This is a genomic window from Mycolicibacterium holsaticum DSM 44478 = JCM 12374 (assembly GCF_019645835.1).
In the GTDB taxonomy this organism is placed as follows: domain Bacteria; phylum Actinomycetota; class Actinomycetes; order Mycobacteriales; family Mycobacteriaceae; genus Mycobacterium; species Mycobacterium holsaticum.
In genome coordinates this window covers 2,700,167-2,720,210 of sequence record NZ_CP080998.1, presented here as the reverse complement: position 1 = coordinate 2,720,210, position 20,044 = coordinate 2,700,167, and the positions used below count along the sequence as shown (strand labels likewise).

The following is a 20,044-nucleotide window of genomic DNA, read 5'->3' as shown; positions in this document are numbered from 1 at the left end:
CGTGCGCGACCGCTTAGGCTCCAGCCATGTCGATCGACCGTGCCGCGCTCGTCGTGGGCAGCATCCGCCTCGCGTCAGGTATCTCATTTCTCGTCGACCCGCTGCGGGCCAACCGGTTGTGGGGTGACTCCGAAGCGCCGACGCCGACGGCCCAACTCCTGCTGCGTTCGATGGGCTACCGCGACGCGCTGATCGGCGGGCTGCTGACCGCCGCGGCGCTGCGCGGGCACACCACCCGGGGCTGGTTCCTGGCCTCCGGCGGGGCGGACACCGCCGACCTGCTCGGCGGGATCGGGGTGCACGACGAGCTCAAGCCGTCCCAGCGCGCCATCGGCCTGGGTGGCGCGGTGCTCGGCATCGCAGTGGGGCTGTGGGGCGCGACGCGCCGGGGTCCGCGGTCAGCGCAGACGTCAGCGCCTGCCTAGCGGCTCGGGCCACCGCACAGGCACCGGCTTGGCCCGCACCACCTGGGGCCACCAGAACCACTTGCCCATCAGCGCGGCGATGGACGGCGTCATGAACGCGCGGATCACCAGCGTGTCGAACAGCAGACCCAGCCCGATCGTCGTGCCGACCTGAGCTACCACGGTCAACTCGCTCACCATCATCGAGAACATGGTGAACGCGAACACCAGACCCGCGGCGGTCACGACGGACCCACTACCGCCCATCGCCCGAATGATCGCGGTGTTGATCCCGGCGGGCAGTTCTTCTTTCAGGCGTGCCACCAACAACAGGTTGTAGTCGGCGCCGACAGCCAGCAGGATGATCACCGCCATCGCCATCACCATGAACTGCAGTTCGATGCCCAGGATGTGTTGCCACAGCAGGACCGAGAGCCCGAAGGACGCGCCCAGCGACAGCACCACGGTGCCGACGATGACCCCCGCCGCCACGAGGCTGCGGGTGATCAACAACATGATGGTGAAGATCAGCGACAGCGCGAGGATGCCGGCGATCAGCATGTCGTAGCCGTTGCCGTCGCGCATGTCCTTGAACGCCGACGCGGTACCGCCGAGATAGATCGTCGAACCCTCCAGCGGTGTGCCCTTGATCGCCTCCTTGGCGGCCTGCTTGATGGCGTTGATGCGGTCGATGCCGTCCGCGCTGAGCGGATCACCCTCGTGGTTGATGATGAACCGCACCGCATGGCCGTTCGGCGAAATGAAGTTCTCCATGCCCTTCTTGAAATCCGCGTTGTCGAAGATCTCCGGCGGCAGGTAGAAGGTGTCGTCGTTCCACGAGTTGTTGAACGCATCGCCCATGGCCGACTGGTTGTCGGCCATCGCGGCCTGCTGATTCTGCATACCCGCCTGGGTGGCGTGCATGGTCAGCATCATCTTCTTCATGTTCTTCATCGTCGCGATCTGCTCGGGCATCAACGCGAGCAGTTGCGGCATCAGCGCATCAAGACGTTCCAGGTCCGGCAGCAGCGCCTGAACGTTGTCGGTCATGATGTTGACACCGTCGATGGTGTCGAAGATCGACCGCATGGTCCAACAGACCGGGATGTTGTAGCAGTGCGGTTCCCAGTAGAAGTAGTTGCGCATCGGGCGGAAGAAGTCGTCGAAATTGGAGATGTGGTCCCGCAATTCGGCGACGTCGATCGTCATCGTGCGGGTCTTTTCCACCATGCTGTGCGTCGTCGCGTTCATCTCGCCCATCAACGCCATCATTCGGGTCATCGTGTCGATGGTCGTCTGCATCTCTTCGGCCTGCACCAGCATGTCGTCCATGCGGTCCTGCATGTACTTGCGGTTCAGGTCCTGGGTGACGCCGCCGAGGCTGATCTGGGCCGGGATCGTGCTGAACTCGATGGGTTTGCCGTTGGGCCGGGTGATCGACTGCACCCGACCGATGCCCGGCACGTCGAACACCGCCTTGGAGATCTTGTCGATCACCAAAAAGTCCGCCGAGTTGCGCAGGTCGTGGTCGCTCTCGACGAGCAGCACCTCGGGGTTCATGGTGGCGGGGGAGAAGTGCCGCTCGGCGGCCGCGAAACCTTCGTTGGCGGGCAGGTCGGGCGGCAGATACTGGCGGTCGTTGTAGTTGGGCTGGTAGCCGGGCAGAGCCAGCAGACCGACCAGCGAGATCGCAACCGTCGCGAACAGAATCGGGGCGGGCCACCGTACGATGGCGGCGCCGATCTTGCGCCAGCCCCGGATCCGCATGGCGCGTTTCGGTTCGAGCAGGCCGAACCGGCTGGCGACGGTGATGATCGCGGGTCCCAGCGTCAGCGCGACGAACACCGCCGTCGTCATACCGACCGCCAGCGGCACGCCGAGCGACCGGAAATACGGCAGCCGGGTGAAGGAAAGGCAGAACGTCGCCCCGGCGATCGTCATGCCCGAACCGAGCACGACGTGCGCGGTGCCGCGATACATCGTGTGGAAGGCGGTGACCCGGTCCTGTCCGATCGTGCGGCCTTCCTGATAGCGCCCGGTCAGGAAGATGGCGTAGTCCGTCGATGCGGCGATGGCCAAGGTGACCAATAGGTTGGTGGCGAACGTCGAGAGGCCGATGAGCTCGTGGTAGCCCAGGAACGCCACCACGCCACGGGTGGCCGCCAGCGCGAGGACCACCATCACCAGCGTCAACAGCACCGTGATGATCGACCGGTAGACCAGCAGCAACATCGTGATGATGACGGCGAACGTGACGAACTCGATGATTCGCACGCTGCGGTCGCTGGCGATCTGCTGATCGGCCACCAGCGCCGAACCGCCGGTGACGTAGACGTCGACGCCCGGCGGTGGGGAGAGCCCGGAGACGACGCCCTGCACCGCGTCCACCGACTCGTTGGACAGCGCTTCGCCCATGTTGCCGGCCAGGTACACCTGGACGTAGACGGCTTTGCGGTCGGCGCTGAGCGCGGCGGCCTCGGTCAGCGGGTCGCCCCAGAAGTCCTGGACGTGCTCGACGTGTGCGGTGTCGGCGCGGAGCTTGTCGATCAGGTCGTTGTAGTACGCCCGGGCCTCGTCGCCCAGGGGCTGCTGGCCCTCGATGACGATCATGGCCGAGCTGTCGGACTTGAACTCCTCGAAGACCTCGCCGATGCGCTTCATCGCGATCACCGAGGGGGCTTCCTCGGGGCTCATCGACACCGACCGCATCTGCCCGACCACCTCGAGCTGCGGCACGGTGACGTTGAGGACGGCGATCAGAAGGATCCAGCCGGCGATGATCGGCACCGCAAGGCGCCGGATCCAGGTGGCCACGGCCGAGCGCAGAGGCGGGTGCGCCGTAGGTGCGGAATCGAGGGTCGGGGTGCTCACCAGCCAATCACCTCGGCGGAGCTCCTCCCTAGAGTGTTAGACCGTCTTAGTTTTTACCAGATGGGGACCCCGCGCGGCGACCTACCTCCGCTGACCAGCAAGGCCGGTGAGAAAAGCGGCGGTGCGCCACATTCTAGAGGCCGCCTCGCCGCCGGCGCCTTCGCTCAGGTGCACCGACGAGATCCAGGCGACGCACCTTCGGAACTGGTTGCTGGGCTTGGGTTTTGACGTGCGAGTCGCCGCGCCGGCCGTCGTCGCCGTCGCTGTCGCGGCGCCAGTGGACCCGGTTTTGGACCCGCCCAATCCGGTTGCGCCCGCGCAGGATCCGATGGCCGATGCGCTGAACTCGATGCTCAGCGCGTTGCCGTAACCGCCGTCGCGGTTACCAGGCCCAGACCGACGGGTCCTGCGCCGGGTAGTTCGCGCACACCTCGGTACCGTGTGCCACCACACCCTTGTTGTTGAAGAACAGCTTCGCCCAGTTGGGCCACGCGAACGCCATCTGCTCGTAGTAGATGTTGGTCGCGATGTTCTCCGAATAGGCGCGGCGACCCGGGTAGTCCATCGAGAAGTACCAGTGGATCCGGTCCCGTGCGCCCTGCTGGACCTGCGGGGACTTGTTCTTGTAGTCGATCATGTAGCGCTCGTAATACACCGGGTCGGTGTCGCGCACCGCGGCCATGTACTGGTCGACCGTGCACGTCGTCCGAAGCATCCGGTTGGGGATCGGATAGTCCTCGGTGGCGTCCGCGGACGCCGTCGCCGGAAAGAGCAGGGCCGCGCTGGCAGCGGCGGCCAGGGCGATGCTGACTTTGCGTAACACTTTTCAGCTCCTTGTTAGCGCGTCGCGGCGTCGAGAATCGGCAACTGGTCCGGGCAGTACGTGCGCAGCGTCGCGCCGAGGAACTGCCAGGCCTGTTCGGTGGTGCTGCCCCGTTGCAGCTGGTCGAAGATGAACTTCGCGGAGTCGTTCGCGTTGTGGTCGACGCCGTTGTGCAACCGTTTGCAGCTGATCTTCGCGATCCAGGCGTTGAAGTCCCGCTGACCGTAGATGCCATAGCCGTGGAGTTCCGAGGCGAAGGCAGTGTCGACGTCAGCGGCTGCGGGCGCTGCGAACACCAGCCCCGCTGCGGCCAAGGCTATTCCGACCATCGAGCGCTTCAAAGCTGCCCTCCTTCTTGACCCGCCTGTGCGAACTGTTTAGGTTTCGGCCACGCTAATGGTACGGGTCGCTGACGGACCCGTTGCGGCCACCAGAACCATTTGCCCATCAACGCCGCGATTGACGGCGTCATGAAGGCGCGGACCACCAGTGTGTCGAATAGCAAGCCTAACCCGATGGTGGTGCCGACCTGTCCGATTACGGTCAATTCGCTGACCGACATCGACATCATCGTGAAGGCGAATACCAGGCCCGCCGAGGTCACCACCGAGCCGCTGCCGCCCATCGCCCGGATGATGCCGGTGTTGATGCCGGCGTGCAGTTCCTCCTTGAGGCGCGCCACCAGCAACAGGTTGTAGTCGGCGCCGACCGCCAACAGGATGATGACCGACATCGCCATCACCATCCAGTGCAGGTCGATCCCCAGGAGGTGCTGCCAGATCAGCACCGACAGGCCGAACGACGCGCCCAGCGACAGCACCACGGTGCCGACGATCACCGCGGCGGCCACCACACTTCGGGTGATGAGCAGCATGATGATGAAGATCAGCCCCAGCGAGGCGATCGCGGCGATCATCAGGTCGTAGGTGTTGCCGTCGGCCATGTCCTTGAACACCGCGGCCGTGCCTGCCAGGTAGATCTTGGAACCCTCCAGCGGGGTGCCCTTGATGGCTTCTTTGGCGGCCTGTTTGATCTCGTCGATCTTGGCGATGCCCTCCGGGGTCATCGGGTCACCGTCGTGGGAGATGATGAAGCGAACCGACTTCCCGTCCGGGGAGATGAAGTTCTCCATGCCCTTCTTGAAGTCTTCGTTGTCGAACACTTCCGGCGGCAGGTAGAAGGAGTCGTCGTTCATCGACGCGTCGAAGGCGTCGCCCATGGCGGTCGAGTTCTCCTGCATGGCCGCCATCTGATCCTGCAGCCCCTTCTGGGAGGCGTGCATGGTCAGCATCATCGTCCGCATCGTCTTCATCGTCTCGATCATCGACGGCATCAGGGTGACCATCTGCGGCATCAGCTCATCGAGACGCTCCATGTCGGGGAGCATGTCCTGAATCGAGTGGGTCATCGTGTCGATGCCGTCGAGGGTGTCGAAGACCGACCGGAACGCCCAACAGATCGGGATGTTGAAGCAGTGCGGCTCCCAGTAGAAGTAGTTGCGGATCGGCCGGAAGAAGTCGTCGAAATTGGCGATGCTGTCCCGCATTTCGGCCACGCTGGCCGTCATGTCCCGCATCTTGGTGACCATGGAGTGGGTGACGTCGGCCATCTGCATGGTCAGCGCCGACATCTTCTCCATGCTCTCGATGGTCTTCGACATCTCGTCGGCCTGAACCAGCATGTCGGCCATCCGATCCTGCAGGTACTTCTGGTTCATCTGCTGGGTGGTGCCCTGCATGCTGATCAGGAACGGAATCGAGGTGTGCTCGATCGGCTTGCCGTCGGGCCGGGTGATGGCCTGCACCCGGGAGATCCCCGGAACCCGGAAGGTGGCCTTCGCGATCTTGTCGATGACCAGGAAGTCCGCCGAGTTGCGCAGATCGTGGTCGCTTTCGATCATCAGCAGTTCGGGGTTCATCCGCGCCTGGGAGAAATGCCGGTCGGCGGCCGCGTACCCCTCGTTGGCGGGCAGGTCTGCCGGCAGGTAGGTCCGGTCGTTGTAGTTGGTGTGGTAGCCGGGCAGGGTCAGCAGGCCGACCAGCGACAGCGCGATCGTGGCGACCAGGATCGGACCCGGCCACCGCACGACGACGGCGCCGATCTTGCGCCACCCTCGCACCCGCATCGCCCGCTTGGGTTCGAGCAACTTGCCGAACCGGCTCGCCACGGTGATGATCGACGACCCCAGGGTGAGCGCGGCCAGTACGCAGGTGACCATGCCGATGGCCAACGGCACACCAAGCGACTGGAAGTAGGGCAGCCGGGTGAAACTCAGGCAGAAGGTGGCGCCGGCGATCGTCAGCCCCGAGCCGAGCACGACGTGCGCGGTCCCGCCGAACATCGTGTAGAAGGCCGATTCTCGGTCCTCGCCGGCACCCCGCGCTTCCTGATATCGGCCGATCAGGAAGATCGCGTAGTCGGTGCCCGCCGCGATTGCCAACGTGACGAGCAGGTTGGTGGCAAACGGTGAGAGCCCGATGATCTCGTGGAACCCCAGGAACGACACCACGCCGCGGGTCGCAGACAGCTGCAGGACGACCATCACCAGCGTGATCCCCACCGTGACGATCGATCGGTAGACCAGCAGCAGCATGGTGATGATCACCGTGAAGGTGACCGCCTCGATCAGCCGCATGCTGCGGTCGCTGGCGATGTGCTGGTCGGCCATCAAGGCGGCCGGACCCGTCACGTACGCCTTGACCCCCGGCGGTGGCGGCACGCCGGCCACGATGTCCTGCACCGCCTGCACCGATTCGTTGGCCAGGCTCTCGCCCTGGTTACCGGCCAGATACGCCTGGACGTAGACGGCCTTGCCGTCGTTGCTCTGGGCACCCGCCGCGGTCAGCGGATCGCTCCAGAAGTCCTGCACGCTCTGCACGTGCTTGGTGTCGGCCTCCAACGCGTCGACGATCTTGTCGTAGAACGCGCGCGCGTCGTCGCCGAGGGGTCGCTCACCCTCCAGGACGATCATCGCCGAGCTGTCGGAGTCGTACTCCTCGAAGACCGTGCCGACGCGTTTCATCGCGATCATCGACGGCGCCTCTTCGGGGCTCATCGACACCGAGCGCATCTGGCCGACCGTCTCCAGCTGCGGCACAACGACATTCAGCACCGCGATGAGCAGGATCCAGGCCAGGATGATCGGCACCGCGAACTTGCGGATCATCCGGGGGATGAACGGTCGTGCGGTGTGCCTGGCCGGAGGGAAGGCGTCGGTGGGCGCCTCGCTCGTCGGCACGCTCATGCGGATTTCACGTAGCAGAAGGTCTGGGCGCTCACGCCGGTGGAGGTTCTTTCGTCTTTCACTTCGTCGTCGACGGTGATCCGGCAGGTGATGGACTCCCCGTCACCCTGCGCGACGATGTTCGGCGCGGCCGACGGGGCGGTCGTCTGCAACGTCAGCGTCCACGGCAGCGACGCGCCGTCGACGCGGATCGGCTTGGCGTCCAGGTCGAGGTAGTTGATGTCGGCGTAGGTGCCGGTGCCGAAGATCTCGTAGGTGACGACTTTGGGGTCAAACGGTTCAGGGTCGTCGGCGAACACCTTCGGGGTGGTGATGATGCCCTCGGCGCCGAAGAAGGTGCGAATGCGGTGCACGGTGAATCCGGCGACGGCCACCACGAGAACGATCACAAGTGGTATCCACACCTTCTTGGCGAGGCCGATCACACCCATCGCCCCCGACCCATGCCGTCCATATATCGCGCCCCTTGAATACGTATCGTGGTTGCAGTTCGGCCGTGCGTACTTAGCCCGTATAACTTCTCATTTCGGCATAGGTTAGCTCAAGTCACTGTGTTGCTGGTCACTCCGTGGCTGACCTTGCGGTTTGGGTCACTGTGCGGGGATTTCAAACCGTTGAAGGTGTCGTTCGATAAAGGCCTGCGCCTCGGCGTGACCACGGGTGATCCCGAGTCCACGCTCCAATAACAGCACCCGGGCCAGGCTGGTCACGATCATCGACATGACCACCGGCGGGAACGCCTCGGCGTCGACGTCGTGTGCCCGCAACGCCAGCGCCACCGCGTTCTCCTCCGCCTCGCCGAAGCGGTCGGCGTACGCGGCGATCTCGCTGCGGATCTCCTTGCGGTGGTTGGCCAGCGCCATGAACTCCATCCACAGCTGCGCGCCGTTGGCGCTGTTGAGCCGCCACAGCGCGTGCAGGGGACGGTCCTCGATGAGCGCCTGGCGCTGCCTGGCGAGGTTGGCCTCCGCGCCCGCCCGCAGCACCGCCAGGTACAGGTCGTCCATGGTCGGGAAGTAGTAGTGCACCAGCGCGGGCTTGACGCCGGCCTTGGCCGCGACCCGCCGCGACGTGGCCGCGGCGTAGCCGTCGTCGAGCATCACCTGGGCCGTCGCCTCGATCAACGCCTGTCGCGTCGCCGACTCACGCGGAACCCTTGACCCCTGGTTAACAGGGCTGCTAGACATAGCGCCAGCATAAATGTTGGGCGATCGCCCAACAACGAGGGAGCGGGCATGGCGGGTCGGGTAGCTGGCAAGGTCGCGTTCATCACGGGGGCGGCCCGGGGTCAGGGCCGCAGCCATGCGGTGCGGCTGGCCCAAGAAGGCGCCGACATCATCGCGATCGACATCTGCCGCGGGTTCAAGGACTCTCCGGCCCCGGCGGCCAGCCCGCAGGATCTGGCCGAGACGGCGGAACTGGTCAAAAACCTCGATCGCCGCATCGTCACCACCGAGGTCGACGTGCGGGATTTCGATGCGCTGAAGGCGGCGGTCGACAGCGGCGTCGAACAGCTGGGCCGGCTCGACATCATCGTGGCCAACGCCGGAATCGGCACCGTCGGCGTGAAACTGCACAAGATGACCGAGGAGTCCTGGCAGGAGACGTTGGACGTCAACCTGGGCGGCGTCTGGAAAACCGTCAAGGCCGGTGTTCCGCACCTGCTGGCAGGTGGTCGCGGCGGCTCGGTGATCATCACCAGCTCGGTCGGCGGGCTGAAGGCCTATCCGCAGGTGGGCCACTACATCGCGGCCAAGCATGGCGTCGTCGGCTTGATGCGGACCTTCGCCGTCGAATTGGGGCAGCATTCCATCCGGGTCAACACCGTGCATCCGACCCATGTGAACAGCCCGCTGCTGATGAACGAGCCGACCTACCGGTTGTTCCGTCCGGACCTGGAAAACCCCGGGCCCGACGACCTCGCGCCGGTCTGTCAGTCGTTTCATTTCCTGCCGACCCCGTGGGTGCAGACCGAGGACATCAGCAATGCGGTGCTGTTCCTGGCCTCCGACGAAGCCCGCTACATCACCGGTGTCACGCTGCCCGTGGATGCCGGCAGCCTACTGAAGTAGAGGAAGCCATGAGCGTCGCCGGCACCGGCTTTGACACCGACGTCTACTACGACCCCTACGACGTCGACGTCACCGCGAACCCGTATCCGACGTACGCGCGGCTCCGCGCGGAAGCCCCGATCTACTACAACGAGCGCTACGACTTCTGGGCGCTCTCAAGGCATTCCGACGTCGAGACGGCCCTGTCGAACTGGGAGACGTTCTCCAACCAGCGCAGCGACATCCTGGAACTCGTCAAATCCGACTTCGACATGCCCAAGGGTGTGATGATGTTCGAGGATCCGCCGATCCACACGATGCTGCGCGGGTTGATGTCGCGGGTGTTCACCCCGCGCCGCATGGCCGAGATCGAAGACCAGATCCGCCGCTACTGCATCGGCTGCCTTGACCCGCTGGTGGGATCCGAGGGCTTCGACATCATCGCCGAACTGGCCTCGATGATGCCGATGCGGGTCATCGGGATGCTGCTGGGCATTCCTGAGTCCGAACAGGTTTCGGTTCGCGACGCCAACGACGCCAACCTGCGCACGAAGCCCGGTGCGCCGATGAAGGTGGTCAACCCCGACAAGATCGCCGACGGCAGCATCTACACCGACTACGTCGAGTGGCGCTCCAAGAACCCTTCCGACGACCTGATGACCGCGCTGTTGAACGTGGAGTTCACCGACGAGCACGGCGTGACGCGCAAGCTGACCCGCAAAGAGGTGCTGCATTACACGCAGGTGGTGGCGGGCGCGGGAAACGAGACCACCGGACGGCTCATCGGCTGGCTGGCCAAAGTGCTTGCCGAGCACCCGGATCAGCGGCGTGAGGTCGTCGAGGACCGGTCGCTGCTGACCCGCACCGTCGATGAGACGCTGCGCTTCGAGCCGACCGGCCCGCACGTCGCGCGGTACATGGCGCGTGACTTCGAGTGCTACGGCACCACGGTGCCCGCCGGTGCCGCGATGTTGCTGCTGTTCGGCGCAGCCAACCGAGATCCGCGCCGCTATGCCGACCCCGACACGTTCGACATCCACCGGGCCAACATCTCCCACCTCACCTTCGGCAAAGGGCTGCACTATTGCCTGGGGGCGAACCTCGCGAGGCTGGAGGGCCGTGTCGCGCTCGATGAGCTGCTCAACCGGTGGCCGGAATGGGATATCGATTACGGGACTGCGCAACTGGCGCCGACGTCGACGGTGCGCGGCTGGCAACACCTGCGCATCGTGGTGTGACGGGCGGTTTTCGCCGAACGGGACAAACGGGCGGGAAACTGCGGGTGGATATCACCATTTCGTCGATCTCGGGTTTTTGGCGCGGTGCGTTTGGGCAGGATGAGCGTATGAGGAAACGTTTTCGTCGTTCGGCAATCGCGGCCGCCGCGTTCGCCCCGGTGGCCGCGATGTCGGTCATGGCGTCGGCGATCGGGTCGGCCCAGCCGCTCAACTGCCAGAACGGGGAGTGGTGGGACGCGGTGGACAACATCTGCCGACCGCCGGTGGCCACCGCTCCGCTGGCCTGCGCGCCGGGGGAGTACTGGAACCCGGTCAAGAACGTCTGCCGGCCGCTCGGGCAGTATTAGCAGGCGCATTTGGCGCGGGTGCAGTATCGCCGCGCGGCTCCACAAGCTCAGGCAGAACCCCTCGACGCGGCACGAAAGGACACCGGCAGGCGCGTGGGGGAGCGAAACGGCATGCCCACGATCCTGGTGTCCTCGCCGGCGAGCAGCTCGAGGTCGGTCACCCGGTCGAAAAGGCTGTTCAGCATCGACCGCGTCTCCACCCGGGCCAGGTGCAGGCCAAGGCAGCTGTGAATTCCGCCCGCGAACGAGATGTGCGGTTTTCTGGACCGGTGGATGTCGAAAACCTCTGCGTCGGGCCATCGTTTCTCGTCGCGGTTGGCCGACCCCATGCACAGGTTGACCTGCGCGCCCTGCGGGATTCCGACACCGTGCACCTCGACGTCGCGGGTTGTGCTGCGCGGCACCGAAACCAACGGCGTCTCGTAGCGCAGGCCCTCCTCGATCGCGGCCGGGATCAGATCGCGGTCGTTCTGCACCGCGCGCAGTTGATCGGGATGGGTCAACAGCAGGTGGAGCAGGTTGCTCGACGACCGGTAGGTGGTCTCCAGACCGGCGGGCAGCAGCAACCGAAGAAACGAGATGATGGCTTCGTCGGTGAGCCGTTCGCCGTCGATCTCGGCGGCGACGAGATCACCGATGATGTCCTCGGTGATCGCCCGGCGCCGCTGGTCCACCAGGTCCTGGAAATACGCGCCCAACTCCACCGATGCGTTCAGCCCCGCCTCGATGTCCTCGGTGATCGAGATGAGCTCCAGTGACAGTCGCCTGAACAACTCCAGGTCCTGCTGGGGCAGTCCGAGCAGCGCGGCGGTGATACGGGTGGGGAACTCGAACGTCAGCGCCTGCACCAGGTCGGCGCCGCCGTCGTCCTTGATCGCGTCGATCAACTCGTGACAGATCGGATCGATCAGCGCGGGTTCCCAGTATTCCAGAGCGCTCTGCCGAAAAGCCTTGGCGACCAGGCTGCGGTGGTCGTGGTGCTGCTTGCCGTGCATGCTCAGGATGGTCGGGCCGAGCACCAGATCGATCGTGTTCTCGTAGATCTGCGAGGTATACGTGTCGCCGTCGCGAAACGCGGCGAAGACGCTGTCGAAGTCGAACAGCGTCCACTCCTGCGCAGACAGCAACTCCGGAGGCGTCATGGAGGTGTCCATGATCGTGCCCTGCCATACCGGTTCGGTTCTGCGTTTGTGCGCGAAGAACGCGTAGGGATCATGCGCCAAGTCCGGAGCCGTCGGGTTGTCCGAATCGATGCTGATCGTCACGTACGCCTCCCGGGCAGCGCGGTCTTGCGCTCTAACGGTCTATCTTTACTATTTTAGGTAATCTAGGTCAAGGAGACCGAGGGGACGGAATGCAGCGCCTGGCGGTATGCGCGATCGAGGACCTGCCTCCCGGCAGCATGAAGTTGGTGCAGGCAGGCAAGTTCGGTGTCGGTGTGTACAACATCGACGGCTCGCTGTATGCCATCGCGAATTACTGTGCGCACGAAGGGGCCCCGCTGTGCGCCGGGTACGTCGGCGGCGCCAACGAGTTCGATCCCGACGTGCCCGGCCAGGTACGGCAGACACGGGTCGGCCGCATCGCCAGGTGTCCCTGGCACCAATGGGAGTTCGACATCACCACCGGCGTCAACCTCGCCGATCCGGCCAAGCGGGTGCGAACCTACGAGGTCGACGTCGTCGACGGACATGTGTTCCTGACCGCATGAGCACGCCGGTCATCGACGCCAACGTCCAGCCCCATTTCCGCTATAACTCGGAGATCCGCCGCTATCTGCCCCCCGCGCACAAGCTGCGCGCCATCCCCGATGTCGAACAGCAGTGGTACCAGGCCCCTGGTGGGGACTACCGCCAGGAGCTCTACGGCGAGCACTATCCGGGCTCGGACCCCGAGACGGTCGGGCGCCACCTGGCCGACGCCGGTGTCGACGTGGCGGTCCTGAACCCGTTGACACGCGGCAACATCGCCGACTACCTGCTCAACAGCCGCATCTGCGCGGCGGTCAACGACTGGCTGCTGGAGCGCTGGCTGGACGCCGACACCAGCGGCCGGTTTCGCGGCACCATCCGCGTCAACCCCGAGGACGTCAAGGGTGCGGTCGCCGAGATCGACCGGTTGGCCGGCCATCCGAAGATGGTGCAGGTCGGGGTGCCGCTGCAGTCGCGCGAACCCTACGGCAAACCGATGTTCGAACCGATCTGGGAAGCCGCGGCCGCACACGGCCTGCCGGTGGCCGTACACATCAACGGCGGCAACGGAGTTGACCATGCGCCGACGTTCGCCGGGCACGCCCACACCTATCCCGGATACGCCGCGTTCATGCCGCTGAACGGCTTTGTGCACCTGGCGACGCTGATCATCGAGGGGATGTTCGGTCGCCATCGCGGCCTGCGGTTCGTCTTCGCCGACGGCGGCTACGACATCCTCACGCCGCTGATGTGGCGCCTGGACACCTTCTGGATGTCGATGCGGGACCAGACACCGTGGGTCGACCGCTATCCGAGCGCATACCTGCGCGACCACGTCCGGTTCTGCTCGTCGGCGCTGGACGGGCCGACCGACACCGCCCTGACCGAACGGTGGCTGGATTACACCGACAAGTCGGAGCTGCTGATGTACGGATCCAACTACCCGCACTGGTCGACGTCGACACCGGCAGCGGTGACCGCCGGGCTCAACGACGTCCAGCGCGAGAAGGTGTTGTGGCGCAACGCCGCCGAGCTGTACGCCATCACCGCAGACCTGGAAGGGAGCCGGCTGTGACGGACGTCGCGGTCAGCATCGTCGACACCGACGTGCACCCGCTGCCCGTCTCGAGCGAGGTGCTGAAGTCCTATGCCCCCGCACAGTGGAGGGACACCCTGTGGCCGACCGGTCGCGCGACCTCGCCGATACCGCATTTCTACGACACCCCGGACTCCTACAAGACCATGTCGTTGCGGGTCGACGCCGCGCCGCCGGCGGGTGGCGCAGCGGGAAGCGATCCCGACTTCGCCGCCCAGCAACTGCTGATCGACGCCGGGGTGAGCATCGCGCTGCTGGAACCGATGTGCGATGCGCAGCTGCCGCAGGCCGAGCACATCCTCAAGGCCACCCACAACGACTGGCTGGCCGACGTGTGGCTGGGCGAGAACAACTGGCACGGACGGTGGCGCGGCACGATCAGCATCACCGCCCAGGATCCGGTGGCCTCGGCGCGTGAAATCGAACGCTGGGCCGGCCATCCCTACATGGCTGAGGTCTTGATGACCCCCCAGACGCGTGGAATACCGTTCGGCAGCGAGCATTTCGATCCGATCTACGAGGCGGCCGCGCGGCACGGACTTCCGGTGGCCACCCATCTGATGGGTCAGACCCCGTTCGAGCTGATCCCGATCTACCCGGTCGGCAACCCGGCGCACTGGCACGACTTCTTCGCGTCCTGGCCGCTGCTCTACGTCGCGCACCTGATGAGCCTGGTGTTCGACGGGGCATTCGACCGGCATCCCGGGCTGCGGATCGTGTTCGTCGAGGGCGGTTTCACCTGGGCGCTGCCGGTGATGTGGCGGATGGACCGGATCTGGGAGCAGCGCAAGGCCGACTTGCCCTTCGTACGACGCAGACCGTCGGACTATGTGCGCGAGCACGTCCGGTTCACCACCCAGCCGCTCGAAGACGTCAACGTCGCGGTGTACCGGGATTATCTGGAGATGATGGATCTCGGTGACAACCTGATGTTCTCCACGGACTATCCGCACTGGAGCTACGACGCGCCGGACTGGGCCATCAGGCGGTTTCCCGCCGATCAGCGTGAGCGCATCATGCGGGGCAACGCCACCGCGCTCTACGGTCTGCCTGCGACGGTCAAGGCGCTGCCCGGCGCTGCACCTCCAACGGGACCACCGGAGGCCGTGCCGCCGGGCCGCGCGTGACGGCGTGCAATCTGATCTCGGGCAGGTCCACCGACGGGTCCACGGTGTCCAGCCAGGCGACCGCTTCGGCGACGTCGGCAGCGCGGATGGCGTACATCTCGAACGGCACATCCTGCAACATCTCGGTTTCGACCGGGCCGGGCGTGACGACGTGGACGTTGATGCCGTCTCGATCGACTTCCTGTGCCAGCGCCGCGGCGAACGCGTTCATTCCGGCCTTCGAGGCCGAATAGGCGGTCCGGGCCCGCATCGGCTCGTGTGCCGCCGAGGACGAGACGAACACGAAGCGCGAGCCCGCTGCCATCTTCGGCAGCGCGGCCGAGGTCACCACGAAGCAGGAGTCCAGGTTGGCTGCCATGGTGGCGCGCCATTGGGCGAAGGTCTGCTTGCGTGCGTAGGTGCCGCCCAGGACGCCCGAGGCATGCACCACCAGGTCGATGCGCTCGGCCGCGTCGACCGCGGGCGCAAACGTCGCGGGTGCGCACGCGTCGGCAACGACGTAGCGCGCACCCAACTCCTGGGCCGCCGCCCGCAGCGGCTCTTCCCGCCGCGCGGTCAGCAGAACGTCATATCCGGCGGCGACGAGCCTACGGCCACAGGCTTTTCCGATGCCACCGCTGCCGCCGGTGATCAGCGCCGTGCGCATGCCAGACCCCTTCAGCGCTGGCGTTGCGCCAGCGCCTGCGGTGACAGGGCCACGATCCGCTGCTCGGGATCGCCTGCGAGCAAGTAGGTCTGGGTGTCGGCGACGTGACGGGCAGCCAGTTTCCTGGCACGTTCGGCGTCACCGGCCTCGATGGCGTCGACGATCTTGGTGTGCACCCGCAACGCGATGCGCCGCTTGCCCAGCGACGGGTACTCGCCGCGGGCCGCGGTTTCCTCAGCCCACCAGTTCAGGTGCCCGGTCCACAGCGTCTCGAGGCTGCCGACCACCGCGATCATCGTGTGGTTGCCGCAGCCGCGCACGATTTCGTCGTGGAACTGCCCGCCGATCTCGGTGAACCGGGCGCCGTCGTCGATGTGTTCGGCCATGGCCTCGTTGAGTTCCCTGAGCTTGGGGATCAACGTCTTGGCGCGGTCGGGACGGCGCGCGGCAAGCGCAGCGCACATCGGGTCGAGTTCCTGTAAGGCGGTGCCGAGGTCGGCGAGCGGCACATAATCGCTCTGCAGCAACAGGCCCAGCATGTAGGCTGCGCTCGCTTTGGCCGGTGCGTGCACGACGGCGCCGCCGCGGTTGCCGCGGCGCACCGACACCAGGCCCTCGGTTTCCAGTATTCGCAATGCTTCTCGCAGCGACACCAGGCTCACGTTGAACTGTTCGACGAGCAATTCCTGGCGCGGCAGCAGATCACCGTCGGACAACTCGCCCTCGATGATCTGGCGACGGAGTTCGTCGGCGACGATCTCGGCGGTTCTGCGTGCCCCCAGCCGCCGTCGCGCTTCGGGACCGATACCCAGTGTGGTCATGACATCGCAATATTAACAGCGACAGCACCGCCACCCGGGCCGGCTATCCGCCAATAGTTACTAAGATGGCGAAAAACGAGGGAGGTCGTGCGTGTGGGCGACATAGCACCCACCCCGCTCGGTGACCTGCGCGTCGTGGAGATCAGCGACCGGATCGCCGGCGCGTACTGCGGCAAGCTCCTGGTGGACGCCGGCGCCGACGTGGTCAAGGTCGAACCGCCAGAAGGCGATCCGTTCCGCCGGTACACGCTCACCGGCGCCGCCCCACCCGAAGGTGCCGATTCACCGCTGTTCAGCTATCTCAACTCCGGAAAGCAAAGCGTGACAAGCTGTTCCGACGATCTGCTGGCGGGCGCCGATATCGTCGTGCTGACCGCGAACCGCACCGAAGCCGAAGCGCAGAAATTGGACCCACAGCGGCTTGGTGAGATCGCACCAAACTGCGTCGTGGTCACCGTCTCGGACTTCGGCTGGGCCGGCCCGTGGGCGCAGCGCCCCGCCACGGAGTTCACCCTGCAGGCCGCTTCTGGCCTGACGGGGTTTCGCGGTGACCCGGCAGGCCCGCCGATCTCGATCGGCGGTGAGCTGGGGGAGTTCATGGGCGGGGTGTGGGCGGCCTACGGCGCGCTGGCCCTGCACCGGCGGGTGCGCACCGGCGGGCCTGGCGGTCATCTCGACATGTCGATGCTCGAGGCGGTGACCTTGATGCAGAGCGGGGAGTGGTTGCACAGCCAACTGCTGCAGGTGCCGCCGGTGCGGCGCTCGGTCGAGGTCCCGTCGATCGAGCAGGCCAAGGACGGCTACGTCGGGATCAGCATGGTGACCGGCCAGCAGTGGCTGGATTTCGCCGCGATGGTGGAATGTTCGGAGTTCACCGAGGTTCCCGCGCTGCAGTTCCAGATCGGCCGGTGGGACTACCGGGAGTGGATTCGCGAACGCATCGACCCGTGGCTGCGGGCCCGCACCGTCGAGGAGATCGTCGAGCTCGGGCAGCTGTTCCGGCTGCCGCTGGCTCCGCTGGGCAACGGCGCGACGATACCGGCGATGGACCACATGCAGCAGCGCGGCGTGTATGTGGACAACCCCGCGGGTTTCCGGCAACCGCGCCCGCCGTGGCTGATGAGCGAAGCCCGGCCCGCGCCGCTGCGCCGGGCGCCGTCGGTCGGGGACAGCGACGGCGAACGCCCCTGGCAGCCACGAGCGTCGACGTCGACGGCATCCTGCGGTGTGCGGCCGCTGTCCGGCGTGCGGATCGTGGACTTCACCGCGTTCTGGGCCGGGCCGGCGGCCACCCACGCCCTTGCGGCGTTCGGCGCCGACGTGATCAAGATCGAATCGGTGCAGCGCCCCGACGGCATCCGGTACTCGGGTGGCATGCGCAAGGACGTCGACGACTGGTGGGAGTACGGCTGGGTCTTTCACGCGATGAACACCAACAAACGCTCGGTGACGCTGGACCTGCAGTCCCCCGACGGGCTGCGGCTGGTCAAGGAGCTGGTGCGCAAGGCCGACGCGGTGGTGGAGAATTTCTCGCCGCGGGTGATGGACCAGTTCGGCCTGGGCGCCGATGTGCTGCTGGACATCAACCCGCGGCTGGTGCTGATGCGGATGCCCGCGTTCGGGCTGAGCGGACCGTGGCGCGACCGGGTGGGGTTCGCGCCGACGATGGAGCAGATCGCCGGGTTGGCGTGGGTGACCGGGCTTCCCGACGGCCCGCCGATCGCCCCGCGCGGAGCGTGCGATCCGCTCGCCGGGGCGCACGCGGGGTTCGCGCTGCTCGCCGCACTGGAATACGCCGAGCGCACGGGCCGCGGCCAGCTCGTCGAGGTGCCGATGATCGAGACCGTGCTGAACGTAACCGCGGCGCAGACAATGGAATACGAGGTCTTCGGACAGGTCATGGAACGTCGCGGCAACCGTGGGCGTCCCGACTCGGACCAGGACGTCTATCCCTGCGCGGGGCAGGACACCTGGGTGGCGGTCTCCGCCCGCACCGACGCCCAGCGTGCCGCGCTGGCGAGCCTCACCGGCGGCGCGCTGGACCAGTGGCTGGCGTCCCGCGACGCCGAGGCAGCAGTGGAAACACTTGTGCAGCAGGGCATCCCGGCGGCCGTAGTGATCTCACCGTCCCTGGTGGTCGAGAACCCGCAGCTGCTACACCGCGGCTTCTTCGAGAAGCTCGACCATCCCAGCACCGGCGCGGGCTGGTACCCGTGCCCGCCGTTCGCCCGGCCCGACGGCGTCGACGCCTGGCTGTACCGCACGCCGCCGCGGCTCGGCGAGCACAACGCCGAGGTGCTGTCGCAACTGTGCGGTCTCGAGGACGCCGAGCTGGACCGGCTCAGCGCCGACGACGTGATCGGCACCCGCCCCAAAGGCCTCTAAGCCCACACGGTGATCGGCAGCGCGTCGAAGATCGTCATGTTGTTGGCCAGGTGGGGATACGACACGGTCGCTGGCCCCAGGCTGATGTGGTCGGCGCGGCACAGCAACTCGTCGAGAACGGCGCGGATCTCCGCGCGCGCCAGCATCGCGCCCAGGCAGTAGTGCGCCCCACCGCCGCCGAACGTGACGTGCGGGTTGTCGACGCGGCCGATGTCGAACCGGAACGGGTCGTCGAAGATCTCCTCGTCGCGGTTGGCCGAGCGCAGCATCGCCACCACCCGCTGACCCGCCGGGATCGCGACGCCGTCCATCTCCACGTCGACCCGGGTGGTGCGGGTCCAGAACGCCACCGGGCTCGACCAGCGCAGCACCTCCTCGACCGCGGCCGATCGGATCGACTCGTCGGTGCGGTAGCGCTCGATCTGCGCGGGATCGGCGACGAACGCCTGCAGCCCGTAGGCCAGGGCGTTCTTCGTGGTGTCACTGCCGGCGAACGCCAGGACGAAGAAGAAGCTTTCGAGTTCCGTTTCGGGGATGGACAATTGCTCGCCGTGTTCGTCGGTGATCACCGCGGTGGCCAGCGCGCTCCAGATGTCGTCGACGGGATGGCGCCGTTTCTCGGCCGTGAGGTCGACCGCATACGTGAAGACCTCGGTGAACGCCTCCACCTGGTCTTGCGACGGACCCGCCTTCAGGATCCGGTCGAACGTGGCGAAGATCTGCGGTCGGTCCTTTTCGGGGATGCCGATGATGTCGCCGATGACCGCCATCGGCAGGACGTCGGCGACGTCCTCGATCCAGTCGCCGGTGCCCGACTCCAGCAGGCGGTCGACGAGCGCTGCCGCCCGCCGGCGGATACCGTTCTCGAGCTTGCCGATAGCGCGCGGGGTGAAGGCGTGCGACATCACCCTGCGCCGCTTGGTCTGCTCGGGCGGATCCATGTTGATGATGTTGGGAAACGCGCCCGCCGGACCGATTCCCTGGATGAGCGGGCCGTCCACGGCGGTGAACGCGTCGGTGTCGCGGTGGATGCGTAGCGCGTGCCGGTGCTTGGTGGTCACCCAGAAGTCCCGGGTGACCGTTCTGGCGACACCGTCGGTGAGCCGATGATGGAAGACCGGCCGCTCACGGCGCAGCATCGTGAACAGTTCATCGGGAAAACCGTTCTGCCACAACGAAAGATCGGACAAATCGACCGGTTCCGTCGTGGTCACTCGCGGTCCTCCTGGCTCGTCCTTGCTTTAGAATGCCTAAAATAGTAAAAATAGGCAACGGCGGGTGCGTGTGACCTGCGGGATTG

19 protein-coding genes are annotated in these 20,044 nt (G+C 66.0%); 9 read left to right on the top strand and 10 right to left on the bottom strand.

Annotation, left to right across the window (positions count from 1 at the left end; all coding sequences use genetic code 11):
* Positions 1-26: 26 nt before the first annotated feature.
* On the top strand, positions 27-425 hold the full coding sequence (locus K3U96_RS13125) for a DUF4267 domain-containing protein (RefSeq protein ID WP_220693278.1): 399 nt from the start codon (positions 27-29) through the stop codon (positions 423-425).
* Here K3U96_RS13125 and K3U96_RS13120 read toward each other — a convergent pair.
* A complete protein-coding gene (locus K3U96_RS13120; RefSeq protein WP_220693277.1) occupies positions 411-3,275 on the bottom strand; it encodes an MMPL/RND family transporter in 2,865 nt (954 codons plus the stop codon). The genes K3U96_RS13125 and K3U96_RS13120 overlap by 15 nt on opposite strands.
* A gap of 229 nt (positions 3,276-3,504) precedes the next feature.
* Between K3U96_RS13120 and K3U96_RS13115 the strand changes: the two genes are divergently transcribed.
* Positions 3,505-3,645 carry a hypothetical protein gene (locus K3U96_RS13115; protein WP_220693276.1) on the top strand — a complete coding sequence of 47 codons (141 nt, stop codon included), beginning with the start codon at positions 3,505-3,507 and terminating at the stop codon, positions 3,643-3,645.
* Between the two features lie 12 nt (positions 3,646-3,657).
* On the opposite strand, the gene K3U96_RS13110 is transcribed toward K3U96_RS13115, so the two are convergent.
* The 5 genes from K3U96_RS13110 to K3U96_RS13090 form a co-directional block, all read right to left on the bottom strand.
* Positions 3,658-4,098: a DUF5078 domain-containing protein gene (locus tag K3U96_RS13110; protein WP_069405526.1), complete on the bottom strand. Its 441-nt coding sequence runs from the start codon at positions 4,096-4,098 to the stop codon at positions 3,658-3,660.
* A gap of 14 nt (positions 4,099-4,112) precedes the next feature.
* A complete protein-coding gene (locus K3U96_RS13105; RefSeq protein WP_069405527.1) occupies positions 4,113-4,439 on the bottom strand; it encodes a DUF732 domain-containing protein in 327 nt (108 codons plus the stop codon).
* Entirely contained in the window at positions 4,436-7,342 is a 2,907-nt protein-coding gene (locus K3U96_RS13100) for an MMPL/RND family transporter (protein ID WP_220693275.1), read from the bottom strand. The genes K3U96_RS13105 and K3U96_RS13100 overlap by 4 nt, the downstream gene beginning before the upstream one ends.
* Entirely contained in the window at positions 7,339-7,767 is a 429-nt protein-coding gene (locus K3U96_RS13095; protein WP_069405546.1) for an MmpS family transport accessory protein, read from the bottom strand. Before K3U96_RS13095 ends, K3U96_RS13100 begins: the two co-directional genes overlap by 4 nt.
* 165 nt (positions 7,768-7,932) lie before the next feature.
* On the bottom strand, positions 7,933-8,529 hold the full coding sequence (locus K3U96_RS13090; protein WP_220693274.1) for a TetR/AcrR family transcriptional regulator: 597 nt from the start codon (positions 8,527-8,529) through the stop codon (positions 7,933-7,935).
* 48 nt (positions 8,530-8,577) lie between these two features.
* Between K3U96_RS13090 and K3U96_RS13085 the strand changes: the two genes are divergently transcribed.
* The 3 genes from K3U96_RS13085 (at position 8,578) to K3U96_RS13075 (ending at position 10,978) form a co-directional block, all read left to right on the top strand.
* Entirely contained in the window at positions 8,578-9,414 is an 837-nt protein-coding gene (locus tag K3U96_RS13085) for a mycofactocin-coupled SDR family oxidoreductase (RefSeq protein WP_220693273.1), read from the top strand.
* Between the two features lie 8 nt (positions 9,415-9,422).
* Positions 9,423-10,631: a cytochrome P450 gene (locus tag K3U96_RS13080; protein ID WP_220693272.1), complete on the top strand. Its 1,209-nt coding sequence runs from the start codon at positions 9,423-9,425 to the stop codon at positions 10,629-10,631.
* Between the two features lie 107 nt (positions 10,632-10,738).
* Positions 10,739-10,978, top strand: a complete 240-nt coding sequence (locus K3U96_RS13075; RefSeq protein WP_220693271.1) for a hypothetical protein — start codon at positions 10,739-10,741, stop codon at positions 10,976-10,978.
* Between the two features lie 47 nt (positions 10,979-11,025).
* On the opposite strand, the gene K3U96_RS13070 is transcribed toward K3U96_RS13075, so the two are convergent.
* A complete protein-coding gene (locus tag K3U96_RS13070) occupies positions 11,026-12,243 on the bottom strand; it encodes a cytochrome P450 (RefSeq protein ID WP_230982446.1) in 1,218 nt (405 codons plus the stop codon).
* A gap of 89 nt (positions 12,244-12,332) precedes the next feature.
* Between K3U96_RS13070 and K3U96_RS13065 the strand changes: the two genes are divergently transcribed.
* Genes K3U96_RS13065 through K3U96_RS13055 form a run of 3 tightly spaced genes read left to right on the top strand, consistent with a single transcriptional unit; the run spans position 12,333 to position 14,892 of the window.
* A complete protein-coding gene (locus tag K3U96_RS13065; RefSeq protein WP_220693270.1) occupies positions 12,333-12,689 on the top strand; it encodes a Rieske (2Fe-2S) protein in 357 nt (118 codons plus the stop codon).
* A complete protein-coding gene (locus K3U96_RS13060) occupies positions 12,686-13,744 on the top strand; it encodes an amidohydrolase family protein (protein ID WP_220693269.1) in 1,059 nt (352 codons plus the stop codon). The genes K3U96_RS13065 and K3U96_RS13060 overlap by 4 nt, the downstream gene beginning before the upstream one ends.
* On the top strand, positions 13,741-14,892 hold the full coding sequence (locus K3U96_RS13055; protein ID WP_220693268.1) for an amidohydrolase family protein: 1,152 nt from the start codon (positions 13,741-13,743) through the stop codon (positions 14,890-14,892). The genes K3U96_RS13060 and K3U96_RS13055 overlap by 4 nt, the downstream gene beginning before the upstream one ends.
* Here the strand turns inward: K3U96_RS13055 and K3U96_RS13050 are convergent.
* Both K3U96_RS13050 and K3U96_RS13045 read right to left on the bottom strand, forming a co-directional pair.
* Positions 14,825-15,538, bottom strand: coding sequence for an SDR family oxidoreductase (locus K3U96_RS13050; protein ID WP_069405535.1), 714 nt, complete (start codon positions 15,536-15,538; stop codon positions 14,825-14,827). The two genes, K3U96_RS13055 and K3U96_RS13050, sit on opposite strands and share 68 nt — an antisense overlap.
* An 11-nt stretch (positions 15,539-15,549) precedes the next feature.
* Positions 15,550-16,359 (bottom strand): FadR/GntR family transcriptional regulator, encoded by an 810-nt coding sequence (locus tag K3U96_RS13045; RefSeq protein ID WP_220693267.1) that lies wholly within the window; start codon positions 16,357-16,359, stop codon positions 15,550-15,552.
* Between the two features lie 93 nt (positions 16,360-16,452).
* Between K3U96_RS13045 and K3U96_RS13040 the strand changes: the two genes are divergently transcribed.
* Positions 16,453-18,744: a CaiB/BaiF CoA-transferase family protein gene (locus K3U96_RS13040; RefSeq protein ID WP_220693266.1), complete on the top strand. Its 2,292-nt coding sequence runs from the start codon at positions 16,453-16,455 to the stop codon at positions 18,742-18,744.
* On the opposite strand, the gene K3U96_RS13035 is transcribed toward K3U96_RS13040, so the two are convergent.
* A complete protein-coding gene (locus K3U96_RS13035) occupies positions 18,741-19,958 on the bottom strand; it encodes a cytochrome P450 (protein WP_220693265.1) in 1,218 nt (405 codons plus the stop codon). The genes K3U96_RS13040 and K3U96_RS13035 overlap by 4 nt on opposite strands.
* Positions 19,959-20,044 lie beyond the last annotated feature (86 nt).

Excerpts from the sequence above, each read along its gene's own strand:
- K3U96_RS13100 (WP_220693275.1), bottom strand. The coding sequence starts at position 7,342 with ATGAGCGTGCCGACGAGCGAGGCGCCCACCGACGCCTTCCCTCCGGCC.
- K3U96_RS13125 (WP_220693278.1), top strand. The coding sequence starts at position 27 with ATGTCGATCGACCGTGCCGCGCTCGTCGTGGGCAGCATCCGCCTCGCG.
- K3U96_RS13050 (WP_069405535.1), bottom strand. The coding sequence starts at position 15,538 with ATGCGCACGGCGCTGATCACCGGCGGCAGCGGTGGCATCGGAAAAGCC.
- K3U96_RS13060 (WP_220693269.1), top strand. The coding sequence starts at position 12,686 with ATGAGCACGCCGGTCATCGACGCCAACGTCCAGCCCCATTTCCGCTAT.
- K3U96_RS13085 (WP_220693273.1), top strand. The coding sequence starts at position 8,578 with ATGGCGGGTCGGGTAGCTGGCAAGGTCGCGTTCATCACGGGGGCGGCC.
- K3U96_RS13045 (WP_220693267.1), bottom strand. The coding sequence starts at position 16,359 with ATGACCACACTGGGTATCGGTCCCGAAGCGCGACGGCGGCTGGGGGCA.
- K3U96_RS13075 (WP_220693271.1), top strand. The coding sequence starts at position 10,739 with ATGAGGAAACGTTTTCGTCGTTCGGCAATCGCGGCCGCCGCGTTCGCC.
- K3U96_RS13065 (WP_220693270.1), top strand. The coding sequence starts at position 12,333 with ATGCAGCGCCTGGCGGTATGCGCGATCGAGGACCTGCCTCCCGGCAGC.
- K3U96_RS13090 (WP_220693274.1), bottom strand. The coding sequence starts at position 8,529 with ATGTCTAGCAGCCCTGTTAACCAGGGGTCAAGGGTTCCGCGTGAGTCG.
- K3U96_RS13080 (WP_220693272.1), top strand. The coding sequence starts at position 9,423 with ATGAGCGTCGCCGGCACCGGCTTTGACACCGACGTCTACTACGACCCC.